This is a genomic window from Pedobacter jeongneungensis (assembly GCF_000633455.1).
Taxonomy (GTDB): domain Bacteria; phylum Bacteroidota; class Bacteroidia; order Sphingobacteriales; family Sphingobacteriaceae; genus Pedobacter; species Pedobacter jeongneungensis_A.
This window is the reverse complement of record NZ_AYMG01000004.1, coordinates 90,897-111,346: the sequence shown is the minus strand read 5'-3', so window position 1 is coordinate 111,346 and position 20,450 is coordinate 90,897. Positions and strand designations below refer to the sequence as shown.

At 40.3% G+C, this 20,450-nt stretch carries 21 protein-coding genes and 1 riboswitch; of the genes, 12 read left to right on the top strand and 9 right to left on the bottom strand.

Annotation, left to right across the window (positions count from 1 at the left end):
* Positions 1–153 precede the first annotated feature (153 nt).
* Complete coding sequence (locus U859_RS0104555) at positions 154–1,278, bottom strand: DUF4407 domain-containing protein (RefSeq protein ID WP_025142243.1); 1,125 nt, start codon at positions 1,276–1,278, stop codon at positions 154–156.
* A gap of 128 nt (positions 1,279–1,406) precedes the next feature.
* Here U859_RS0104555 and U859_RS0104550 point away from each other — a divergent pair, with 128 nt between their 5' ends.
* On the top strand, positions 1,407–1,724 hold the full coding sequence (locus U859_RS0104550; protein ID WP_025142242.1) for a rhodanese-like domain-containing protein: 318 nt from the start codon (positions 1,407–1,409) through the stop codon (positions 1,722–1,724).
* 121 nt (positions 1,725–1,845) lie between these two features.
* Positions 1,846–2,043, top strand: coding sequence for a DUF6358 family protein (locus U859_RS0104545; RefSeq protein ID WP_025142241.1), 198 nt, complete (start codon positions 1,846–1,848; stop codon positions 2,041–2,043).
* Here the strand turns inward: U859_RS0104545 and U859_RS0104540 are convergent.
* Positions 2,021–3,052, bottom strand: a complete 1,032-nt coding sequence (locus U859_RS0104540; RefSeq protein ID WP_025142240.1) for a dipeptide epimerase — start codon at positions 3,050–3,052, stop codon at positions 2,021–2,023. The genes U859_RS0104545 and U859_RS0104540 overlap by 23 nt on opposite strands.
* A 78-nt stretch (positions 3,053–3,130) precedes the next feature.
* Between U859_RS0104540 and U859_RS0104535 the strand changes: the two genes are divergently transcribed.
* A complete protein-coding gene (locus tag U859_RS0104535; protein WP_025142239.1) occupies positions 3,131–4,267 on the top strand; it encodes a hypothetical protein in 1,137 nt (378 codons plus the stop codon).
* A 163-nt stretch (positions 4,268–4,430) separates the two neighbouring features.
* The gene (locus U859_RS0104530) at positions 4,431–5,414 is read left to right on the top strand and encodes a hypothetical protein (protein ID WP_029985454.1); all 984 of its coding nucleotides are present in this window, start codon (positions 4,431–4,433) and stop codon (positions 5,412–5,414) included.
* Between the two features lie 288 nt (positions 5,415–5,702).
* Here U859_RS0104530 and U859_RS0104525 read toward each other — a convergent pair whose 3' ends face one another.
* Genes U859_RS0104525 through U859_RS0104515 form a run of 4 tightly spaced genes read right to left on the bottom strand, consistent with a single transcriptional unit; the run spans position 5,703 to position 8,733 of the window.
* A complete protein-coding gene (locus U859_RS0104525) occupies positions 5,703–6,317 on the bottom strand; it encodes a rhomboid family intramembrane serine protease (RefSeq protein ID WP_025142237.1) in 615 nt (204 codons plus the stop codon).
* 5 nt (positions 6,318–6,322) lie between these two features.
* Positions 6,323–6,556, bottom strand: coding sequence for a hypothetical protein (locus U859_RS32330; protein ID WP_240183008.1), 234 nt, complete (start codon positions 6,554–6,556; stop codon positions 6,323–6,325).
* The gene (locus U859_RS30270) at positions 6,553–8,061 is read right to left on the bottom strand and encodes a M14 family metallopeptidase (protein ID WP_240183007.1); all 1,509 of its coding nucleotides are present in this window, start codon (positions 8,059–8,061) and stop codon (positions 6,553–6,555) included. Before U859_RS30270 ends, U859_RS32330 begins: the two co-directional genes overlap by 4 nt.
* Positions 8,062–8,091: 30 nt before the next feature.
* Entirely contained in the window at positions 8,092–8,733 is a 642-nt protein-coding gene (locus U859_RS0104515) for a hypothetical protein (RefSeq protein ID WP_037505227.1), read from the bottom strand.
* A 149-nt stretch (positions 8,734–8,882) separates the two neighbouring features.
* On the opposite strand from U859_RS0104515, the gene pepT reads away from it, so the two are divergent.
* The 3 genes from pepT to U859_RS0104500 all read left to right on the top strand — a co-directional run bounded on the left by pepT (position 8,883) and on the right by U859_RS0104500 (position 11,635).
* On the top strand, positions 8,883–10,136 hold the full coding sequence (pepT, locus tag U859_RS0104510) for a peptidase T (RefSeq protein WP_025142235.1): 1,254 nt from the start codon (positions 8,883–8,885) through the stop codon (positions 10,134–10,136).
* A 106-nt stretch (positions 10,137–10,242) separates the two neighbouring features.
* A complete protein-coding gene (locus tag U859_RS0104505; protein WP_025142234.1) occupies positions 10,243–11,109 on the top strand; it encodes an aldose 1-epimerase family protein in 867 nt (288 codons plus the stop codon).
* Between the two features lie 94 nt (positions 11,110–11,203).
* Positions 11,204–11,635, top strand: coding sequence for a DoxX family membrane protein (locus U859_RS0104500; RefSeq protein WP_025142233.1), 432 nt, complete (start codon positions 11,204–11,206; stop codon positions 11,633–11,635).
* Positions 11,636–11,792: 157 nt separating this feature from the next.
* Here U859_RS0104500 and U859_RS0104495 read toward each other — a convergent pair whose 3' ends face one another.
* Positions 11,793–12,359 carry a Crp/Fnr family transcriptional regulator gene (locus U859_RS0104495; RefSeq protein WP_025142232.1) on the bottom strand — a complete coding sequence of 189 codons (567 nt, stop codon included), beginning with the start codon at positions 12,357–12,359 and terminating at the stop codon, positions 11,793–11,795.
* 174 nt (positions 12,360–12,533) lie between these two features.
* Here U859_RS0104495 and U859_RS0104490 point away from each other — a divergent pair, with 174 nt between their 5' ends.
* Positions 12,534–13,196, top strand: coding sequence for a DUF1349 domain-containing protein (locus U859_RS0104490; RefSeq protein WP_029985452.1), 663 nt, complete (start codon positions 12,534–12,536; stop codon positions 13,194–13,196).
* Positions 13,197–13,400: 204 nt separating this feature from the next.
* On the opposite strand, the gene U859_RS0104485 is transcribed toward U859_RS0104490, so the two are convergent.
* Together U859_RS0104485 and abc-f are read right to left on the bottom strand one after the other, a co-directional pair.
* On the bottom strand, positions 13,401–14,699 hold the full coding sequence (locus U859_RS0104485) for a leucine-rich repeat-containing protein kinase family protein (RefSeq protein WP_025142230.1): 1,299 nt from the start codon (positions 14,697–14,699) through the stop codon (positions 13,401–13,403).
* Positions 14,700–14,750: 51 nt separating this feature from the next.
* Complete coding sequence (gene abc-f / locus U859_RS0104480) at positions 14,751–16,337, bottom strand: ribosomal protection-like ABC-F family protein (RefSeq protein WP_025142229.1); 1,587 nt, start codon at positions 16,335–16,337, stop codon at positions 14,751–14,753.
* Positions 16,338–16,937: 600 nt separating this feature from the next.
* Positions 16,938–17,026: riboswitch (TPP riboswitch) on the top strand.
* A gap of 62 nt (positions 17,027–17,088) precedes the next feature.
* On the opposite strand from abc-f, the gene thiS reads away from it, so the two are divergent.
* From thiS to U859_RS0104460, 4 genes are read left to right on the top strand one after another with little or no spacing between them, the layout of a single operon-like run.
* Entirely contained in the window at positions 17,089–17,292 is a 204-nt protein-coding gene (gene thiS / locus U859_RS0104475) for a sulfur carrier protein ThiS (protein ID WP_025142228.1), read from the top strand.
* 11 nt (positions 17,293–17,303) lie between these two features.
* A complete protein-coding gene (thiC, locus tag U859_RS0104470; RefSeq protein WP_025142227.1) occupies positions 17,304–19,187 on the top strand; it encodes a phosphomethylpyrimidine synthase ThiC in 1,884 nt (627 codons plus the stop codon).
* Positions 19,188–19,193: 6 nt separating this feature from the next.
* A complete protein-coding gene (locus tag U859_RS0104465; protein WP_025142226.1) occupies positions 19,194–19,802 on the top strand; it encodes a thiamine phosphate synthase in 609 nt (202 codons plus the stop codon).
* 2 nt (positions 19,803–19,804) lie between these two features.
* On the top strand, positions 19,805–20,440 hold the full coding sequence (locus U859_RS0104460; RefSeq protein WP_025142225.1) for a thiamine phosphate synthase: 636 nt from the start codon (positions 19,805–19,807) through the stop codon (positions 20,438–20,440).
* The last annotated feature ends 10 nt before the right edge of the window (positions 20,441–20,450 follow it).

The window sequence follows — 20,450 nt, the reverse complement described above, 5'->3', positions numbered from 1 at the left end:
GGTTTGATGGTTTTTTGTTCATGGTATGATTGCTCATGGTTGATAGCCTAATGGTTTATAGTGTATCGCTTTTGGCCATGATCTATGATCCATCTAACCATGAACTATTTAACTATGGATCATTCGCTACCTCATCCCTCTTACATTATCCATCTACTCTCCGTCCCAATCGTATTTCTCCAGATCGCGGTAGGCTTTTCCTTTTATAATTTCTTTTTTCTTGGTTGATTCGGAATCGACCCTGGTTTCATGAATATTATCCGCTACCTCGAAATGAAAATCCTTATCCTTTTTAGAGTGATAAATGGCTACCTCGTCACCATCTGATATGGCATAATCATAAGGTCCGCGGGCACTCATTAATTTTACAAACACCGGTAAACATTCGAAGAAAATAAACAGTAGCCCGATAAAAGTAACTGCAATGGCCGTATTGTTATCGCTGGTTCCATCTACATTAAATTTGAGCTGACCTAAAGCCCAGTTGCGGTCGGCAAAACCTGCAATATCCGATAAGCTATCTAACTGTTTTTTAGTGTATAATTTTTCGGTAAACAAACCATCAAACTCTTTGCGTTTATCAACAAAACTTTCTGATTTATTGATGGCTGATTTTAACGAATCGAGTTCTGTGGTACGCTGTGCAATTTCGGCTTCTTTACGTTTTGCATAAGGACCATAACCCATCACACCCGAAGTTTCGGTGGTTTTGTTGCCAAAAATCTCGAAATTCAGCTTTTGTCTGTCGGTTTTAATGCCTTTCTCGAGCGAATCTCTGGTCGCTTTCTGTTGGTTTAACCTGCCGAATTCTACCTGGTATTTTTTCTCGAAAGCTTTGTTCAGCGTGTCAATTTTAGCACGCTGACCATTGAGGTAGCTTACTTTTAAACGTTCTTTGATTTCTTTATCGAAGATTTTAAGTTCAATAGGGCGTGAAATCACCATACCGATCATAATGGCCAGTAAAATACGTGGTGTAGCCTGTAGCAACTGTTTATTGGTGCTTGCACTTTTATTAATACTCGAAACGATGTAGCGGTCCATATTAAAGATGGCTGCACCCCATAAAAAGCCAAAAACAATGGCGAAAATTACGGCCAGATCGGCACCTTTAAATACAAAATACATGGCGTAACCGCCAGAAAGTGCGGCAAATAAACCCGTGAAGAAGATTGTGGCACCAATGCCGGTATATTTATTTTGTTCCGAAGGGTATTTCTCGAGCGTTGGGATGTGCGCACCAGAGCAAAACCAGAAGAAACGGTTCAGTTTGTCCATTTGTAACTATTTATATTTAAACGCCTAAGGGTTTCAGTTGTTACAGTTTTAAGTAAAATTTTATGGCATTTTTTTGATGGGGAGTGTAAAGCTGATTTTCCTATATTTGCATAAATACATTTAATAAAATGAAAGAAATATCGGTACAAGAACTAAAAGAGAAAATCGATAACAAAGAAGATTTTCAGTTAATTGATGTCCGCGAAACGTTCGAATATGAAGTTTCCAATCTTGACGGGGAAAATATTCCTTTAGGAGGGATTTTAATCGAGGCCGACAAGGTTGCTAAAGATAAACCGGTAATTATTCAGTGCCGTAGCGGAAAAAGGAGCGCAGCAGCGGTAATGCAGTTAGAGCAACAATATGGATTTGACAATCTTTATAACTTAAAAGGTGGGATTTTAGCCTGGCAAGAAGCTTTTGATCCGAATATGCAGGTATACTAGAAATAACCAATAATCAAGTTCCAATTATCAAACTAACTATCGTGTTATTAAGGTTTGATAATTGGTTATTGTAACCTGGTCATTAATTAATTCCATTCTATACACGATAAATTTCCGCATTGTGGGTAAAAAATTTGCTTTAAATATCTTTTATAACCTCGCCATTATCCTTTCAATTTTTGGATTGGTTTGGTGTTATAACAACCATAAATACCTGCCTGCCGCATTTTTGGTTGGTGTAGTATGCTGTTTGTTTTATTTCAAGTATCAGTTAACTAAAGAGCTTAGAAAAAGCTTTAAAGAAAAAGATCCGAAGTAATACCTTCCAGCCCTAAACCGGGTAAATCTTTGAGGATATATTTTCCATTTTCAAAAGCAGGATCGGTAAATGGGTTGTTTTTGGTGAGCCAGGGGCCATCCAGATCTGCCCAGTTACATAATGGTGCCAAAGCTGCGGCTGCTAAAGTTGCACAACTGGTTTCGCTCATGCAACCAATCAGCACTTTCATGCCAAAAGAGCGGGCTTTTAAAATCATCTGATTGCCTTCATACATGCCACAGCTTTTCATCAGCTTTACGTTGATGCCGTGGTAAGCACCCTTTAGCTTATCCATATCTGCTAAACGTTGCACTGCTTCATCTGCCAATAGTGGGATCGGACTACGCTCGGTTAACCAGGCATTTCCATCCAGGTTGTTTTTATCCATGGGCTGTTCAATCAAAACCACACCTTGGTTATGCAGCCAGTAAATTAAATCGATTGCTTTTATTTTATCGGTCCAGCCCTGGTTTGCATCCACATAAAGTGGCACATTGGTCATGCTGCGGATGGTTTCGATAATTTCCTGATCATTATCCCTGCCCAGCTTCACCTTAATTACTTTAAATGCTTCGGCATCTTTCAGTTTTTCGCGGATTACCTCTGGGGTATCGATTCCAATGGTATAAGAAGTTACAGGCATTTTTGCCGGGTCGGAACCATAAATTTCGTAACAGGGTGTATTTAAAAGCTTGCCTTGAATGTCGTTAAGGGCAATATCAATAGCTGCTTTAATGGCTGGCTGACCAGGCGCAAGACTATCCAGATAAGCGATAATTTCTTCGAAATTGAATGGAACCTGAATTTTATCCCAATCTACCAGCTTAAGAAAATTACCTGCGCTTTCGTAGCTTTCGCCCATATATGGCACCATAGAGGCTTCACCATAACCCGCAACGCCTTCATGTTCGATCTTTAATAACATTAAAGGTGTACTGGTTCGGGTAAATTTCGAAATTGAAAAAGGATGTTTTAACTCTAACTCAAATTGCTTGCAACTAATTTTCATTATCAATCGTCTTCTAAATAAATGAGGTAATTATCGTCTTACAAATTATCTTTGTTTATTAACGCAAATATTCCTGCCATGAAAAACATTTCAAGATTACGGTATTTTATTTATTTATCCTTAATAATTATTGGAGGATGTACCACAGGGAAAAAAGCCTTGCAAAAAGGTGATTATGATGCTTCGGTCGAAAAATCGGTAAGCAGGTTACAAAATTCGCCAAAAAATAGCGAAGCCATGGAAGTACTAAAAACGGCATACGGACTGGCTTTGCAGGATCATTTGCGGAAAATAGATGAAGCCAAAATGTCGAACGATTTATTCAGATGGGAATCGGTGATGTACGATTATCAAAAAATAAATCAACTGGCGGATGATATCAATAGCTGTCCGGCCTGTTTGGCGATCGTTCCAAATCCTTCAAAGTACATTACCGAACTGGCTGATAGTAAATATAATGCTGCTGGTGCGAGGTATAGTTCTGGTTTAGGTTATTTAAGGGAAAATAACCGTCAGGCCGCTAAAAAAGCATATTACGAATTTGAGAAAACGTTAAATCTTCAGCCTGGCTACAAAGATGCCAAAGCAAAAATGGAAGATGCTTACTGGGCCGCAGTAACGAGGGTTGTGGTGCAGCCAATTATTGTAAACAGCAGTTTGTACAAATTAAGTGCTGATTATTTTCAACAACAGATTGATCAGTATATCGCAAAATACTCCAAAAATAAGTTTGTGATTTTTTATGGTGAAGAACAGGCTACCAATCAAAAAGTTGTTCCCGATCAGGTACTAAGTTTGAACTTCGATGATTTTGTAGTTGGACAGACTTATGTAAAGGAAAGGGTTGAAAAACTTAAACGCGATAGCGTGGTTATCGGTGAAACCCGTGATAAAAAACCTGTTTATGGAACGGTAAAAGCCACCTTAAGCATTTTTGAAAAGAATATTTCTTCATCGGGTTTATTGGATATGAGCATTACCGATTGGAAAACAAGAAAACTGGTGCGCCAGCAGAAATTTCCTGGTACTTATGTTTGGAGGGATAGTTGGGCCAGTTATAAAGGCGATGACAGGGCTTTAAGTAACCAGCAATTGGCCATCACCAGAAGAAAAGAACAACTACCGCCACCACCAAGTGCGTTGTTTTTAGAATTTACAAAACCAATTTACAATCAGTTGGTGGATGATATTGGGTATTATTATAATAATTATTAACCACCTCACCCTGTTAAGGTCGCTGGTACCGCAATGTCCTTTGTCTCCCTCTCCTGTAGGAGAGGGAAGCTGCTGCAGTGGTTAAAGCAAACCCGTCCACGGGGTGAGGTGGTTGTAATCCCTGCGTTAAAATAAAACATCGTTGCTTAGCCCTAAAAATATAATGGCTAATATTGCAGTGATGAATACCGGCTTATACAATCCTTTCCAAAATTTCGATTTTTTATATAAAACCTGCTTTTTAAGCGGAAAAACCTTTAATTCTCCTGTAATTCAGGTGCCTTTACTACCAAAATGGTTGTTGGAACAGGCAGGTTTAAGCGGCGAAGAGCAGATTCAGTTTTTGGATGAAAGCATCCGTTCATACAACACCCTGGTGATTCCGGTAAACAGCGAGGTAAATGAGCAGTTTTTAAATCCGCTTGAAGAAAAGATCGAAATGGCATTTGCAAAGGGGTATGATGCGGTTTCTGCACTGCCCGAACTGGATCTTTTTAACTGGATCGGTAAGTTCTTATATGGTTTTGTATACATCGAAATGCATTCGGCTTTGCGGAAAGAAATGACTGCTGATGGTTTAAACATGTCGCAATCGTTAATGATGAAATTTGCCAACCTGAATTTCATGATGCAGAACCTGTACACCAGTTTGGAGTTTGAGGATTTCTCGCCATGGTCTATTACCGTAGTGAAGTTAGAAAACGGAGAAACGCCTTTTAGTTTCCGCGATGAAATTAATACGCTGACTTTCTCTTTAAAAATGAAAGATTTTGGTATTATCGCCTGCCTGCAGGATAATGGCACCAATAAACGTTATCATCAGGAAATTATCAACGAAGTAAAAGGAAAAGCTTTAACCGCCGAACAGTTTGAGGAACTGAGTGCCCGTTTTTATTATTCAGCTTATCTTTTTAACCGCCTGCCCGAATATACTTTTATGCCGGTTGAAGGCACTACCTATATCGAAGCGATGCCCTTACGCGGAAACATGACCAAACCACTTTTTGATGTCTGGCAAAATAAAATATATGCGCAGGTACTGGAAAATTTCTGGAAACCCTGGGGATATGTGGTGTTCGAGATTATTAAAAACCCCGATGAGCCGATGAGTTTCTTCGAGAAACCTTATTTGCCTACTGCTGGATAGTTTTTTGCGTACCATCATTCCCAGAGGTCAGTTTTTTTGTAAAAACAGATGAGTTTAAATCATAGATTTTTCTAAGGATGTCGTCATTTTGAAGCCGATTTTTCATTGGCTGAAGCAATCTTTATCGCAAGCTGGAAAGATTGCTTCGTCGTTCCTCCTCGCAATGACGCCCGATTTTTTGGAATCCGTCATTCTTAAATTGATTGGGAATCTTAAACCGAAAGATGTTATTGTATATTGCATTAGGATTCCCGTTTTCACGGAAATGACGATTCTTCCCAATGGATATTATCTCCCACCCGTTAACATGGCAATAAAGTTCTGTAAAATCCCCGGAACGAAAATAATCGTAAAAATCAATCCGGTTAGTGCTCCGAAAAAGTGTGCATCGTGGTTGATATGATCTCTGGAATTACGTGAAGCATAAGCGCAATAGATGAGATACAAAATTCCAAAAACGACAGCAGGAATCCCGATTGGAATAAACATGATGTAAATTTTAGACATCGGATTAAATAAAATATAACTAAAAAGAACAGCACTAATTGCTCCTGATGCGCCCAGGCTATTGTAGTTGAAATGATCTTTATGTTTAAAAACCGTTGGCAGATCGCTTAACACCAAACCCAAAAAGTAAAGTATTCCAAAGCGCCAGCTGCCCATTAAACTTTCGAGTGTAAAAGCGAAAGCATAAAAAGTAAACATGTTAAAAAACAGGTGCATCCAATCGGCATGCACAAGTCCGCTGGTGATTAATGTGTATACATTCTGTCCTTTTGATACGCTGTACGGATGCAGCATAAACTTTCCGTAAACCGAATGATCGTAGAAAGCGTAAAGACTGGTAATAATGGTAAAAACGAAGATTAAGGATGCAACTGGTGCGATATTGAAGTATTCCATTAGTGCTATTTTAAATCAAGTTTTACGTCTGTAACCAAACGGGCAACCGGATATCTATTATGTGTTTTTTCGTAATAATCAGAATTTTTATACACAAAATCAAGTTGTGCAGCCCCATTCTTTGCAAATTCAGGATCAGATGACTTTTTAGCTTCCAGTTTACTTTTCAGCTCCGGATTGTTTTTAAGCAGTGCTGTTGCGGTATCTTCAAACACATAAGCCGAATAATGCTCTTTCATATCCAGAATAGAATCGAAAAAATTCCAGTTGAAATAAGAATCGGTGGCCTGCGGTCCAGTGTTTCTATAATATAACGGTTAACAGGCTGGTTAGTGTACACTACAAAGTCGCCGGCATAATACTGGAGGTTCTGTTTTACGGTATTCAATTTTACGGCCGAGTGCAGGTAATGCCCTTCGTAGGGCCTGGTGCCTGTTTTAAAATCGCCGATATAATAACTTTCCACTGCAATTTTCTGATCGGCTTTTAGCTCGCTGATTTTAACATTGTTCAGTTTAAGCAGGGCAATTACACGGTCCCAGGCTTTTGGAATAATATAAGCAACCGGTTTTTGAACAGAAACTGCAGGCTCGAATTTATTCCATTCTTTTATCGTTTTGGTGTAAGGCTTGCTACGGTCGTAATATAAACGGTCGGCACCGCTTACTGTACTGGGTTTTTGTCCGGCCTCAAAACCTTTAAAGGTTAAATCGTTTACTTCCGTTTTATTTAATTTCCACTCTAAAGGAAATTCCTTTTGCGCAGCAACAGCTTCATCGGCTTTACGTTTATTCTCGCCGATAATTTTGGCATCCCGTTCTACAATCCTGATGTAGCTTTCCAGAAGTTTATAAGTGGCATCCACACGCAAATCATACGATTTTAGCATGTGCGTTTCAGGCATAAAGCCAATGGTATTATGAAGTGTGGTATAGCCTGTTGAGTAACGCGGAGGATCAATAAATCCGGTTATTCCGGTTTCCGGGGTTTCGCCGATCGAGTTTACATAAGGAATCATCGGATAACCAACTTTCTCCATTGCTGTGTACAGATCGGGCACCAAAGTTTGGGTTAAATAACCAGCAACTATCGGATTTAACTTATCCTTTTGCGTCGGAATAAGTGTCATCACATATTGATAATCGGCACCGTTACTGGTGTGTGTATCTACAAATATTTCAGGCTGCCAGGTATTAAAAATAAGTTGAAATGCCGCCGAATTTTTCGAGTCGGTTTTAATGAAATCACGGTTCAGGTCGAGGTTTTTGCTGTTGCCCCTAAATCCGTAGGCAACTGGTCCGTTCTGGTTGGCCCTCGATGTGCCCGTACGGTTAAAACTTCCATCGATATTATAAAGCGGAATGATGCAGATCACCACGTCTTTTGGGAGTTTCCCCGCTTTAAGCAGGTCGCGGGCCAGCATCATCGAAGCATCTACTCCTTCTGGTTCGCCCGGGTGGATCCCGTTATTGATCAATAATACTCTTTTGTTGCTTTTTCTAATCTGCGCCGGATCGAAAACCTTATCGCGTGATAAAACCAATACATGCAAAGGTTTTCCGAAATCTGTAATCCCATAAGTCAATAGTCTGGCTTCGGGGTAAGTTTTAGCCAGGTTTTCGTAATAAGATATTGCTGCAGTGTAGGTTGTGGTTTCGGTTTTTCCGCTTAATTCGAAAGGTGTTTTTTGTGCGATGGCTTTTAGTCTCATCGATAGCAAACATAACACAAAGAGTTTTCTCATGCCTTAAAGCTAAGAAATGAAATGCTGTTATTAAAGTGTTTTACGATAAGATTTAATCCTGCCCAGCATATATTTAAAGCCTATGGTATAGGAGTTATAAACGTCAGGAGAATAGTTTTTAAATTTGGTACTCGAGTCGTTATAACCATCCAATCCTTCTCCAAAAGTAAAGTTCGATTGTGCATTGATATTGATGATATACCTCATATAACCATAACCATCATTGATGAAATAATTAAAGCCAAAGTTTATAGGCACCAGCAGGTTGTTGCTTTTATCTTGCCCCGGGAAAGGACCATAACCTGGATCGTAAGCTGCCCAGCTTGGTTTGTATCTTACAATATCAGTAATGTTATTGTTTACTACACCTACTCCAAGACCTAAATACAGGCCTCTTATATTATATAAAAACTCACTTTTATCATAGTCAACCACTTCGCCAAGCATCAATTTTACATTAACGGAAAGGGTTTTGTATTTGTTTACAAACTGGCGGTTGTGCGGATCGGTTTCAATATCGCCACCCTGAACCATTCCATACTGCCCCTCCAGGCCTAATGTTACAAACGGGGTGATATGATAATCGAATACGCCATAAGCTGTGTAGCCAAACCCTCCTTTGTACACATCGGTATAAGATTTGTTCACTCCACCACCGAAACCGTACGACATTTTAAAATAGTTGGATTGGGCAAAAGAAAAACTTCCAATAAAAACAAGCAAAAGGGTTATACAAGTAGCTCTCAGCAAATTAAAAATCATATCGTTTTTTTACAAAAATAATATGTTTATCGAATATCTATAACTTTTACCTTTGAATTATGAGCACATACAGCAACTTTAACAAAACCTTAGAAGCGCGTTTTATCAAATATGTAAAAATTGATACGCAATCGGATCCAAATTCTCCTACTTGCCCATCAACCCTAAAGCAAAAGAATTTAGGAAGAGAATTGGTGCAGGAATTATTGGAAATTGGCGTTTCTGATGCAGAAATGGACGATAACGGCTATGTGTATGGCACTATTCCTTCCAATACAGATAAAAAATTACCTGTGATTTTTTTCTGCTCGCATATGGATACTTCGCCGGATTCCAGTGGAGAAAATGTAAAGCCGATTATTCATGACAAATATCAAGGGCAGGACCTGATCTTACCAGACGATCCTAAAATTGTGATCAAAATGGCCGATCATAAAGACCTGAAACACCAGATTGGAAATGATATTATTACCGCCAGCGGTACCACTTTGTTGGGCGCTGATAATAAAGCAGGTTTAGCCGAAATTATGGAAGCTGCGGCCTTTTTTATGAAAAATCCTGATGTAAAACATGGAACTATTAAAGTTCTTTTTACACCAGACGAAGAAATAGGCAGAGGGGTAGATAAGGCTGATTTGAAAAAACTAGGTGCTGATTTTGGTTATACCATTGATGGTGAAACGCTGGGCTCTATTGAAGATGAAACATTTTCTGCAGATGGTGCCGCCCTTAAAATTTATGGCGTAAGTACCCATCCCGGTTTTGCAAAAGGAAAAATGGAAAGTGCCATTAAAATCCTCGCGGAAATTTTAGACTCCTTACCAAAAGATACACTAACGCCTGAAACAACACATCAAAAGGAAGGTTTTATCCATCCGGTAAGCATGCACGGGCAGGTAGAGGAAGCTGAAGCGCAGTTTATCATTCGTGATTTTACCAATGAAAAACTTGCTGCACACGGACAGTTTTTAGAAGAAACGGTAAAGCAGGTGATGGCGAAATATCCAAAATCAAGCTACACTTTAGAGATTAAGGCACAATATCGGAACATGAAAGAAGTGCTCGATCAGCATCCAAAAATTGTAGCGTATGGAATTGAGGCCATTGAGCGTGCAGGCGTGGTAGCCAAGCAGCAAAGTATTCGTGGTGGAACCGATGGATCAAGGTTATCATATATGGGTTTGCCTTGTCCGAATATTTTTGCCGGAGAACATGCTTTTCATAGTAAACAAGAATGGGTAAGCGTGCAGGATATGGAAAAAGCAGTGCAAACGATTATTAATATTGCGTGTATTTGGGAAGAAAGGGCTTAATCTGCAGTCCAATGTCATGAGTCTGAAATCGATTCAGATTTATGATTCTCCTTATTTAAAAAAAAGATCTTTTTAAAGCCCTTCTTTTTCCTAATTTAGATTGCAAATGATTACTCTCGAAAACGACTATATAAAAGTTAGCCTGGCGGCTAAGGGCGCAGAATTGCAAGGCTTATTTAGCAAAGAAACCGGATTGGAATATTTATGGAATGCCAATCCCAAATATTGGGCAAAGCATAGTCCGGTTTTGTTCCCTATTGTAGGTTCCTTAAAAAACAACAGTTTTAATTATCAGGGTAAAAACTACGAATTGCCAAGGCATGGTTTCGCACGCGATCATGTTTTTAATTTCGAAAAAATAAGTGAAACTGAAGCGGTTTTTACCTTGATCCAAACGGATGAAACTTTAAAAGTTTATCCTTTTTATTTTGGATTGAAGCTGAAATATCAATTGATAGACCGAAAGCTGAACTTAACTTACGAAGTAATTAACACGGGTACTGAAGAACTGCTGTTTTCATTAGGGGCGCACCCTGCATTTGCAGTTCCTAATACACCTGATACGGTTTACGAAGATTATTACCTTGCCTTTAATACCGACGAGAAATTAACTTATTGGAAGCTGGATGATGGTTTAGTTGCAGATGAAACCGAGAGCATTGAGCTGAGTTATCATAAATTAAACCTTAAACACGACCTTTTCTACAATGATGCACTGGTGTTTAAAACGCTGCAAAGCAACTGCATTAGCTTACTAAATACCAAAAACGATTATGGCCTTCATTTTCATTTTGAAGATTTTCCTTTCTTTGGGATATGGGCGGCAACAGATGCCCCTTTTGTTTGCTTAGAACCCTGGTGCGGTGTGGCCGATAGTGTTAACCACGATCAGGAACTGGAGCATAAAGAAGGTATTGTTAAGTTGGCTATTGGCGAAAAGTGGTCGAGGTTTTGGGAAGTAGAGTGTTTTTAGACTGATTTTTCTAAATAGCTCATTTCTTAATCTAGTTTAAGAAAGTTGTGATAGATAGGTCCTAAATTGCGGATATCCTATTCACTTAAACAAGATGAAAAACACACCACATTTTGCACAATTATTTCTTAGGCTCGCCTTGGGCATTGGTTTTATATTACCTGTAATGGATCGCTTTGGGTGGCTGGGTGCACCGGGTTCTCCAACTGTAGGCTGGGGAAGCTGGGCTATATTTGTAGATTATACCCATTCGCTTATGCCCTATTTAAGCCGTCCATTGGCCAATGTTATGGGCATTATTGCCACCGCTGGCGAATTGCTTTTCGGGTTGTTGCTCATTATCGGTTATAAAATTAAACTGGCCGCTATTGGTAGTTTTTTACTTACGCTTACCTTTGCCTTATCGATGTTGATCTTTGCGAATTATAGGGCGCCTTTTAATTATTCGGTTTTCGTTGTAAGCGCTTCGAGTTTGGTGTTGGCAAGCTTGCCAGGCTATAAGTGGAGTATAGAGGGTGAGAAATAGGCCTTTTAACCACGGATGAACACAGATAAACACAGATTTGGAGTTGATCTGATCATTGGAGCAGCGAAAAGAGAATCTCCATTATGCAACCCAACTCTGTGTACTCCGTGCCTTTTCTCTGTGGTCTTTGTGGTAAAAAAGCGAAGGCACAGAAATTTTAAAGCGATAATCTGCTCAAAGTTTCTCTGGTTACGCCGAGATAAGAAGCAATAAGGGTTTTCGAAATCCTTTTCTGTAAAGATGGATATTGATTGCGCCATTGTTTGTAACGCTCACCTGCATTATTACTCAATAAAGCCAATACCCGTTTTTGCAAGGCCATATTCCCTGTAGTATACTTTTTTCTAAAGAAATATTCCATCTTCCTGGATGATGCACAGAGTTTTTCCTTGTTCTCAAAAGAAATTGAAAGCGTTTCAGTATCTTCAATACAATCCACGTTTAAGGTTGCAGGCATACCCGTGTTAAAAGCATTCGGATCGGAAAACCACCACTCTTCCATCGCCAGCTGTAAAATATATTCTTTGCCCTCATGGTCGGTATAAGAAGATTTTACAATGCCTTTTACTACAAAATGTTCCTGACTGGCTACATCGCCTGCCTGAATAATATACTGGTGTTTTCTGTATTTACGCTTTGTAAAAAAGGATTCTGCATACTCAAATTCCTCATCTGTTAAACAAACGATCTGATGAATGTGCGCTCTTAAAAAATTAGTTTCCATGTTTCTCTGATACCAAAGGTAATATTTATTGAAGATTTATAATCCTGGTAAAATTGCTGCCCAATATAGGCGTGACAATCATCACATAAAAATAGTGATGTATGTCCTTTCCAAAAATTTGTGCTTGCATTATGTTTGCAACACACACACTCAATAACCAACTATAACACACAAATGAAACTTAAATTACTCACCTTAATTGCCATCCTATCTTATTTTATTTCTCAAAAAGCAAATGCCCAAAGCCTGGCTAAAATGAATTGGTTTAACGAACCCGAAAAATGGGAAATTAAAGATAAAAATACCTTTAGCATGTTTGTGCCCGCAAAAACAGATTATTGGCGTATTTCTCATTATGGTTTTACGGTTGATGATGCACCTTTTTATTATGCTACCTATGGCGGAGAATTTGAAGTGAAAGTAAAAATTACCGGAAACTATGTAACCACTTTCGATCAGATGGGGTTGATGCTCCGCATTAATGAAGAAGAATGGATTAAAGCCGGAGTGGAATTTGTTAATGGGAAGCAAAATGTAAGTGCGGTAGTAACACACAAAACCAGTGATTGGAGCGTGGTAGAACTGGCACAGGCACCAGCATCGATATGGATGAAAGCCGTTAGAAAACTGGACGCGGTAGAAATTTTCTATTCGTTAGACGACAAAAAATATACCATGATCCGTACTTGTTATTTTAAAGATAATGCCCCGGTTATGGTGGGTTTGGTAGCCGCCTGCCCTGATGGTAAGGGCTTTAACGCGACTTTCGAAAATTTTAAGGTCACAACTACACCCGATCAGCGCAGGTTGGATTGGGCAAAAAAGCAGCAGAATTAATCCAGTTTTCTTGACTAGCGAAATCGTCGTTGCGAAGCCAATTTTTCATTGGGTGAAGCAATCTTTAATGCAAGGGTGCTAAAAGCATGAAAGATTGCTTCGTCGTTCCCAACCCGATAGCTATCGGGTTGATTGAGAATCTTAATGTAAAATGCTTTAAGATTCCCGCCTGCGCGGGAATGACGACCTTTCTAGCAATTGTAATTAAATCTGAGCCAACTGATCAACTAATTCATTAAAGCCTGGTCGCTTTGAAGGCACTGCATCCAAACACGCATCCCTAAGTTCGCTTACCGTTTTATACACTTTCTCACCAACCTCTTCATTTTTTAAAGAAAGCAAATCATCGAGCAGATAACCATAAGCACTTACTTCAATCCGCTCCAGCTGTGCGGCAGATTTAGCTGTCTTATCGTAAAAACTTGCCGCGCCAAAATCACCGAATAAAGTACTGCCTTCATCATCAATCAAGGTATTGTGTGCATATAAATCGCCATGTATAATGCCGGCCTCATGTAATTGAGCCGCTAAGGAAGCAATGGTTTTAGCGATACTGATGATCTGTTTTTCACAAAGTTTCCGATCAGCAGGAAAAACATCTCTGGTGCAGCTTTCTAAACTTGGTGGATTGCCTAGATTATAAAAATGATGCGGGATCAAATCCATTACCAGTCCTTTTTTATCTTCCGGATGTAAGGCGATCTGTCCTATCAGGTTGACTAAACCCGGGTGATAACCGGCAGCAATATAAGCTGTCATTTCATCTTCAGGCAAACCGTCGCTGGTTACATTGCCCTTAAATATTTTAACCGCTACCTCGCTGGTTTCTTCTCCAATGGTTCTGTTGGCTTTCGAAATCACGCCCGAAGCGCCTTCACCCAACAAATGACTAATTTCTAAATCATGCCAGTTGATCAATGAAAGTGTTTCAACAGCAGGCGTTTTACTAAAATTATTTCCTGAAAATGCAATCCACGATAGTTTTGGCAGTTGCGTAATCCATTGAGGCAATTCGTGCAATTTATTGGCTGCAATCCGCAATAATGCTAAATTCCGGCAATTGCTCAATTCTTCAGGCAGTGTAGATAAACGGTTACCCGAAAGCATCAGTTTTTGCATCCTTTTGCAAAGACCAATTTCCTTAGGCAGTTCAGCAATGTTGTTATTCGTTAAAATTAGCCAGCGTAAATTCGGGTTGATCGACTTCGGCGGTACGATTTCAATCCGGTTGGATTTAAAACCGACAATATCCAGTGCAGGGCAATCGGCCAATTGCTCAGGCATAACCGTGAAAAGATTTTCTGAGCAAAAGAAAATTCTCAGCTTTTTTAACCGGCCAAAATCTGCCGGTAACGCACTTAATTTGTTAAATGATAAATCCAGCACTTCCAGGGTATCGGCCAGCTCGAATATTTCCTTTGGAAACTCGGTCAGGTTTTCAGAAAGTTTTAACGATACCGCGCCCTTTATTTCGCCACTTTGTAGTGCTAACAGGTTTTGCATAGGTGTACTGGGTTTTATAATTTGAAACGAAGATAAGGCTATATATTTATTTTAAAGATGAATGGTATGTGCTACCTGAACCTGATTTAGAAAATATTCATCGTGAGATATAACCAGAAGCGTTCCCTGGTATTCGTTAATGGCTGCCGTTAAAATTTCTATATTCTGGATATCGAGGTTATTGGTAGGCTCATCCAATATAATCAGATCGGGCGATTGGTTGCTGATCGTTAACGAACAAAGGATTAACCTCATTTTCTCGCCACCGCTCAAGACCGAACAGGGTTTATCCCAGTCGGTTTTACCAAATAAAAACCGGTTTAAACGGATTTTTATTTCATGCTCTTGCAGCGCACCCGAGTTGTATCGCTGGGCCTGTTCGTAAACGGTAAGTTGATTATCGATCAACGAATAATCCTGATCAATATACATGGAGCTAATGACGGCTTGATTTAAACTTCCCATCGAAGGCTGCAGCTGGCCTAAAATAAGCTTGATCAAGGTGGTTTTGCCTGATCCGTTCCGGCCTTTGATCACATAACGCTCACCACTAAAAACCTGAAAGCTAATTGGCTCCTTCCAGAGCAACCGATCGTGGAAAGCAAAATTGAGCTCCTTGGCCTCCACAATACTTTTTCCTTTATGCAGTGTAGCCTGATCGAAACCGATTTTCATTTTATCTGCATCAGGCAATGCGGACCGGAGCTGGCTTAATTCAGAAGATATATGGCCGAGCTTTTCTGCATGTACACCCTTAAGTTTTGCCGTACTTTTTTCTGCATTGTTTTTTAAAGTATTCATCGAAATGGTCGGTAATCCTGCTTTTTCTTGTTTTTTCTTCCCTCTGGCATCAAGTTTTTGTTGCCGCTCCAGCGATTCCTTTTCCACTTCTTTAGCCTTACGCAGTGCTTTTTCCTTTGCTTTTAAATCATTGTTCAGCGCTTCATTTTCAATTTTCTTTTGTGCAGCATAGAAATCGTAATTTCCGCCATATAGGGTTATTCCCCGCTGATTTAATTCGCAAACTTTCTCAATTTGGTTCAATAAAGTACGGTCGTGACTCACTATCACTAAAGTAGCCCTGGTCGATCGGATATAATTGTATAACAGGTTTCTGCCTTCCAGATCCAAATGATTGGTCGGTTCATCCAGCAAAACAATATCCGGACGATTTATGGCAATGCCAGCTAAAAATACGCTGGTTTTTTGTCCACCACTTAAACTTTCCATCTTCTGGTTTAAGTCTAAATCTTCCAATCGCCAATCGCTTAAAGCTTCCGCGCAGCGTTCTTCAATGGTCCAGTCATCATTAAGCATAACCATGTTTTCGTCAGTTACTTCTCCGTTGAGGATTTCGTTTAGCGCTTTTAATTTATCTTCAATCCGGAGAGCCTGCGCAACGGTGAAATCATTAAACTGGCCAAAAAGCTGTGGTACATAATAAGGCTTCGATTCTGTTTTAACAGATCCGGCAGTTGGCATGAGTTTACCCGCTAAAATTTTTAAAAGTGTCGATTTCCCTGCGCCATTATGGCCAATGAGGGCAATTTTTTCGTATTTGTTGATGGTGAGATTTAAATCTGAAAACAGTAAATCTCCATTAGCATGGATATAGCCAGCCCCTTGTAGATTAAGCATAAATTTCTTTTTTTATTGGTAAATAATTGCAGGAACGGAACCGCTCTGCCAGTTATCTATTTTCTGAAAAGAAATGAATCTTACATGTATCGGGGATTTGGTGATGATGCAAAGGTAGTGAATTTTTGCGTTTTGCGAAAAGCGGTTGGCCAGTCCATAGTCTTTAGTTCTAAGTCGGCAATCTGGGAAACGAAGAATTAGCGTTCATTCCTTTCAATTTGTCATCCTGAGGGATAATTATTTCATAAAATCAATATAAAAGACAGATCTTTTTGGCAAAATGATACGCTGCGCAAGATCGTCATTCCCAACTCGATTGGGAATCGTAATGCAAGCGCTTTAAGATTCCCGCCTGCGCGGGAATGACGACAGTGCTAATGGATTCTGTCTATGGTAGTGCAACGAAGGATCTTTATTGAACAGCTTTAGGTTCTGTGTTGTACCGGTTAAAGATTTGCTTCGCAGAGCCTCCGGGTTCTTCACTGCGTTCAGAATGACAAAAATCATAATACAGTTATAAACTATGTTGTTGCGTTTAATATATAGATTTTATCTATATCAATTTTTATTTGCATTAGAAATTTAATCACATATATTTACAAAAAACTTTAGGGGTGCCTACGTGCTGAGAAATACCCTTTGAACCTGATGCAGTTAGTACTGCCGAAGGGAAAAGTGAAAGCAATACCGTTGCTGTCTTTTCGATCTCCATTTTGGGGCAATCTCTTTAGTTTTTCCAATTTTTTAAAATATGGAAGTAACTATAAACAATCAAAACCATCAACTGAACGAAGCCTGTTCCATCGAACAGATGCTTGCTGCTGTCATTTCAACGGAGACAAATGGCCTTGCCATCGCCGTTAATCAAATCATCATTTCCAAATCTGTTTGGGATAGCCATCTATTAAACCCAGGCGATCAGGTTATACTCATTAAAGCCACTCAAGGCGGATAAAACCATCTAACATGAAACAAGAAAAAACACCAAATCAGGAAGTTATTAGTCGTAATCCATTTCCCGCTTCACGCAAAATATTTGTGCCTGGAAAAATCCACGATATCCAGGTGGCCATGCGCGAAATCAGTTTAACCGAAACAAAAATTCACAATGGATTTGGTTTAACCGAACCCAATCCACCCGTAACCGTGTATGATACCAGTGGCCCTTACACCGATCCAAATGCGGTTATTGATGTACGGAAAGGACTTCCACGATTACGGGAACAATGGATTAAAGACAGGCAGGATGTAACACAGCTTGATCAATTATCTTCTGCTTACGGGCAACAACGCCTTGCGGATGAAAAACTTGATGCTTTGCGTTTTAATTATACCAATAAACCTTATAAAGCCCAGCCGGGTGCCAATGTATCGCAGATGCATTATGCAAAAAAGGGCATTGTTACAGCCGAGATGGAATACATTGCCATCAGGGAAAACCAGCAGATCGAACTGTTAAATGTGCAATTGGGTGATCAGCACGAGGTAATGAACCACCAGCATAAAGGCAATAGTTTTGGTGCCAATACCCCAAGAGGCTATATTACGCCAGAATTTGTGCGGGATGAAGTGGCCGCCGGGCGTGCGGTAATCCCCTGTAACATTAACCACCCTGAGCTCGAACCGATGATTATCGGGCGTAATTTCTTGGTGAAAATCAATGCCAATATTGGCAATTCCGCGGTTACCTCTACCATTGAAGAAGAAGTAGAAAAAGCTGTTTGGGCCTGCCGTTGGGGTGCAGATACCATTATGGACCTTTCTACGGGGAAAAATATCCACGAAACCCGCGAATGGATTATCCGCAATTCACCAGTACCCATCGGTACCGTTCCGATTTATCAGGCCCTGGAAAAGGTAAATGGCAAAGCCGAAGACCTGACCTGGGAAATCTTCCGAGATACCTTAATTGAGCAGGCTGAACAAGGCGTAGATTATTTTACCATACATGCTGGCGTACTGCTTCGTTATGTGCCTTTAACCGCCAAAAGAATAACCGGAATTGTTTCGCGCGGCGGATCGATTATGGCCAAATGGTGTTTGGCGCATCATAAGGAAAACTTCCTTTATACCCATTTTGAAGAAATCTGCGAGATCATGAAAGCTTATGATGTGGCTTTTTCTTTAGGTGATGGTTTAAGGCCGGGCTGTATTGCCGATGCCAATGATGCCGCGCAGTTTTCGGAACTTGAAACCCTGGGCGAACTGACCAAAATCGCCTGGAAACATGATGTGCAGACCATTATCGAAGGACCTGGTCACGTGCCAATGCACCTGATCAAAGCCAATATGGAGAAGCAGCTTGAACATTGTTCAGAAGCTCCTTTTTACACTTTAGGCCCCCTGACTACTGATATTGCGCCTGGTTATGATCACATTACCTCGGCCATTGGTGCGGCTATGATTGGTTGGTTCGGAACGGCGATGCTTTGTTATGTTACGCCTAAGGAACATTTGGGTTTACCGAATAAAAAAGATGTAAAAGATGGTGTAATTACCTATAAAATTGCCGCACATGCCGCCGATCTGGCTAAAGGTCATCCAGGTGCGCAATACCGTGATAATGCTTTGAGCAAGGCCAGGTTCGAGTTTAGGTGGGAAGACCAGTTTAATTTATCGCTCGATCCGGATACGGCAAAAGAGTTCCATGATGAAACCCTGCCTGCAGAAGGTGCGAAGATTGCGCATTTCTGCTCCATGTGCGGACCAAATTTCTGCTCGATGAAAATTACACAGGATGTGCGTGAATATGCTGCAAAACAAGCTGTAGAAGCAGAAGATGCTTTGGCCAAAGGTATGCAGGAAAAATCGAAAGAGTTTACCGAAAAAGGAAGCGAAATTTATTCTTAACCTACCATGGAACTGATTGTAATCGCCAAACCGACCGTTTTTAAAGAAGAAAGTAACCTGATTAACCAGCTTTTCGAAGCCGGTTTACGGGTTTTTCATTTGCGCAAAGAAAATGTTGATGGGGCAGCATACCGGAAAATTATTGACGGCATTTTGCCTGAGTATCACTCACGGATTGTTTTGCATCACCATCATTCGCTTACTAACGATTACGATATTCAACGGATCCACCACACAGAAAATTTCAGGAAGGATAGGAATAATGGGGAACTGCCAGAAAATAAGACCTACAGCACTTCTATCCATCACTTGGCTGATATGGAACAGATTGGGCAATACGATTACAGTTTCTTTGGTCCAGTGTTTAACAGCCTTTCCAAACCTGGTTATCAGGGCGTAATTCCACCAGATTTCCATTTGGAGAAAAAACAAGCCGCCCCGAAAATCATTGCCCTTGGCGGCATCGGTTTAAACGAGATTGATCAGGTAAAAGAGATGAATTTCGATGGTGTTGCACTATTGGGCAGCATTTGGAACAATCCTTCGCAAGCGCTAACCACTTTTAAAAAAGCACAGGCAAAATGCCTTGCTTATGCTCAAAATTTAACCATATAACCATGATTCAGCCCTTACAATATATCTCGCAAGCCCCTAAAACAGGCACCCATATCGATGCCATTGAGCAGGTGCTTCAGGCCGGTGGAAAATGGATCCAACTCCGCATTAAAAATCAGGCCGAAGTCGAAATCCTGCCTTTTGCAAAAGCCGCTCAGGCCTTATGCGAAAATTATGGTGCCAAACTGATTATAAACGATTATCCACACCTGGCCAAAGCCGTAAATAGTTATGGCGTGCATTTGGGGCTGCAGGATATGCCTGTTCTGGAAGCCAGAAAAATTATCGGCAAACACCAGATCATCGGAGGTACCGCAAATACTTTCGAACATATCCGGCAAAAGGTAACTGAAGGAGCCAATTATATCGGTTTGGGTCCATTCAGGTTTACGCGTACAAAAGAAAACCTGAGTCCGATTGTGGGTTTAGAGGGCTACGAGCACTTAATGGAGAAAGTACGAAGGGCCGGTATCAAAACGCCGATTATCGCCATTGGCGGTATCGAAGCTGCAGATATTCCGGCTATACTCGAAACCGGAATTTACGGAATTGCCATCTCAGCAGCGCTCACTAACCAAACACAAACCGCTACAGTTCTTGAAGAAATCAATAGCAAATTCAATATTCATTCGCTTTAAAAATTACAGA

Bases quoted from the DNA above. Each gene is read 5' to 3' on its own strand.
- pepT (WP_025142235.1), top strand. From the start codon at position 8,883: ATGAGCACATACAGCAACTTTAACAAAACCTTAGAAGCGCGTTTTATC.
- U859_RS0104540 (WP_025142240.1), bottom strand. From the start codon at position 3,052: ATGAAAATTAGTTGCAAGCAATTTGAGTTAGAGTTAAAACATCCTTTT.
- U859_RS0104555 (WP_025142243.1), bottom strand. From the start codon at position 1,278: ATGGACAAACTGAACCGTTTCTTCTGGTTTTGCTCTGGTGCGCACATC.
- thiS (WP_025142228.1), top strand. From the start codon at position 17,089: ATGGAAGTAACTATAAACAATCAAAACCATCAACTGAACGAAGCCTGT.
- U859_RS32330 (WP_240183008.1), bottom strand. From the start codon at position 6,556: ATGAAAGAGCATTATTCGGCTTATGTGTTTGAAGATACCGCAACAGCA.
- U859_RS0104515 (WP_037505227.1), bottom strand. From the start codon at position 8,733: ATGTCGTACGGTTTCGGTGGTGGAGTGAACAAATCTTATACCGATGTG.
- U859_RS0104525 (WP_025142237.1), bottom strand. From the start codon at position 6,317: ATGGAATACTTCAATATCGCACCAGTTGCATCCTTAATCTTCGTTTTT.
- U859_RS0104460 (WP_025142225.1), top strand. From the start codon at position 19,805: ATGATTCAGCCCTTACAATATATCTCGCAAGCCCCTAAAACAGGCACC.
- U859_RS0104535 (WP_025142239.1), top strand. From the start codon at position 3,131: ATGAAAAACATTTCAAGATTACGGTATTTTATTTATTTATCCTTAATA.
- U859_RS0104490 (WP_029985452.1), top strand. From the start codon at position 12,534: ATGAAACTTAAATTACTCACCTTAATTGCCATCCTATCTTATTTTATT.
- U859_RS0104550 (WP_025142242.1), top strand. From the start codon at position 1,407: ATGAAAGAAATATCGGTACAAGAACTAAAAGAGAAAATCGATAACAAA.
- U859_RS30270 (WP_240183007.1), bottom strand. From the start codon at position 8,061: ATGAGAAAACTCTTTGTGTTATGTTTGCTATCGATGAGACTAAAAGCC.
- U859_RS0104505 (WP_025142234.1), top strand. From the start codon at position 10,243: ATGATTACTCTCGAAAACGACTATATAAAAGTTAGCCTGGCGGCTAAG.
- U859_RS0104495 (WP_025142232.1), bottom strand. From the start codon at position 12,359: ATGGAAACTAATTTTTTAAGAGCGCACATTCATCAGATCGTTTGTTTA.
- U859_RS0104500 (WP_025142233.1), top strand. From the start codon at position 11,204: ATGAAAAACACACCACATTTTGCACAATTATTTCTTAGGCTCGCCTTG.
- abc-f (WP_025142229.1), bottom strand. From the start codon at position 16,337: ATGCTTAATCTACAAGGGGCTGGCTATATCCATGCTAATGGAGATTTA.
- U859_RS0104485 (WP_025142230.1), bottom strand. From the start codon at position 14,699: ATGCAAAACCTGTTAGCACTACAAAGTGGCGAAATAAAGGGCGCGGTA.
- thiC (WP_025142227.1), top strand. From the start codon at position 17,304: ATGAAACAAGAAAAAACACCAAATCAGGAAGTTATTAGTCGTAATCCA.
- U859_RS0104530 (WP_029985454.1), top strand. From the start codon at position 4,431: ATGGCTAATATTGCAGTGATGAATACCGGCTTATACAATCCTTTCCAA.
- U859_RS0104465 (WP_025142226.1), top strand. From the start codon at position 19,194: ATGGAACTGATTGTAATCGCCAAACCGACCGTTTTTAAAGAAGAAAGT.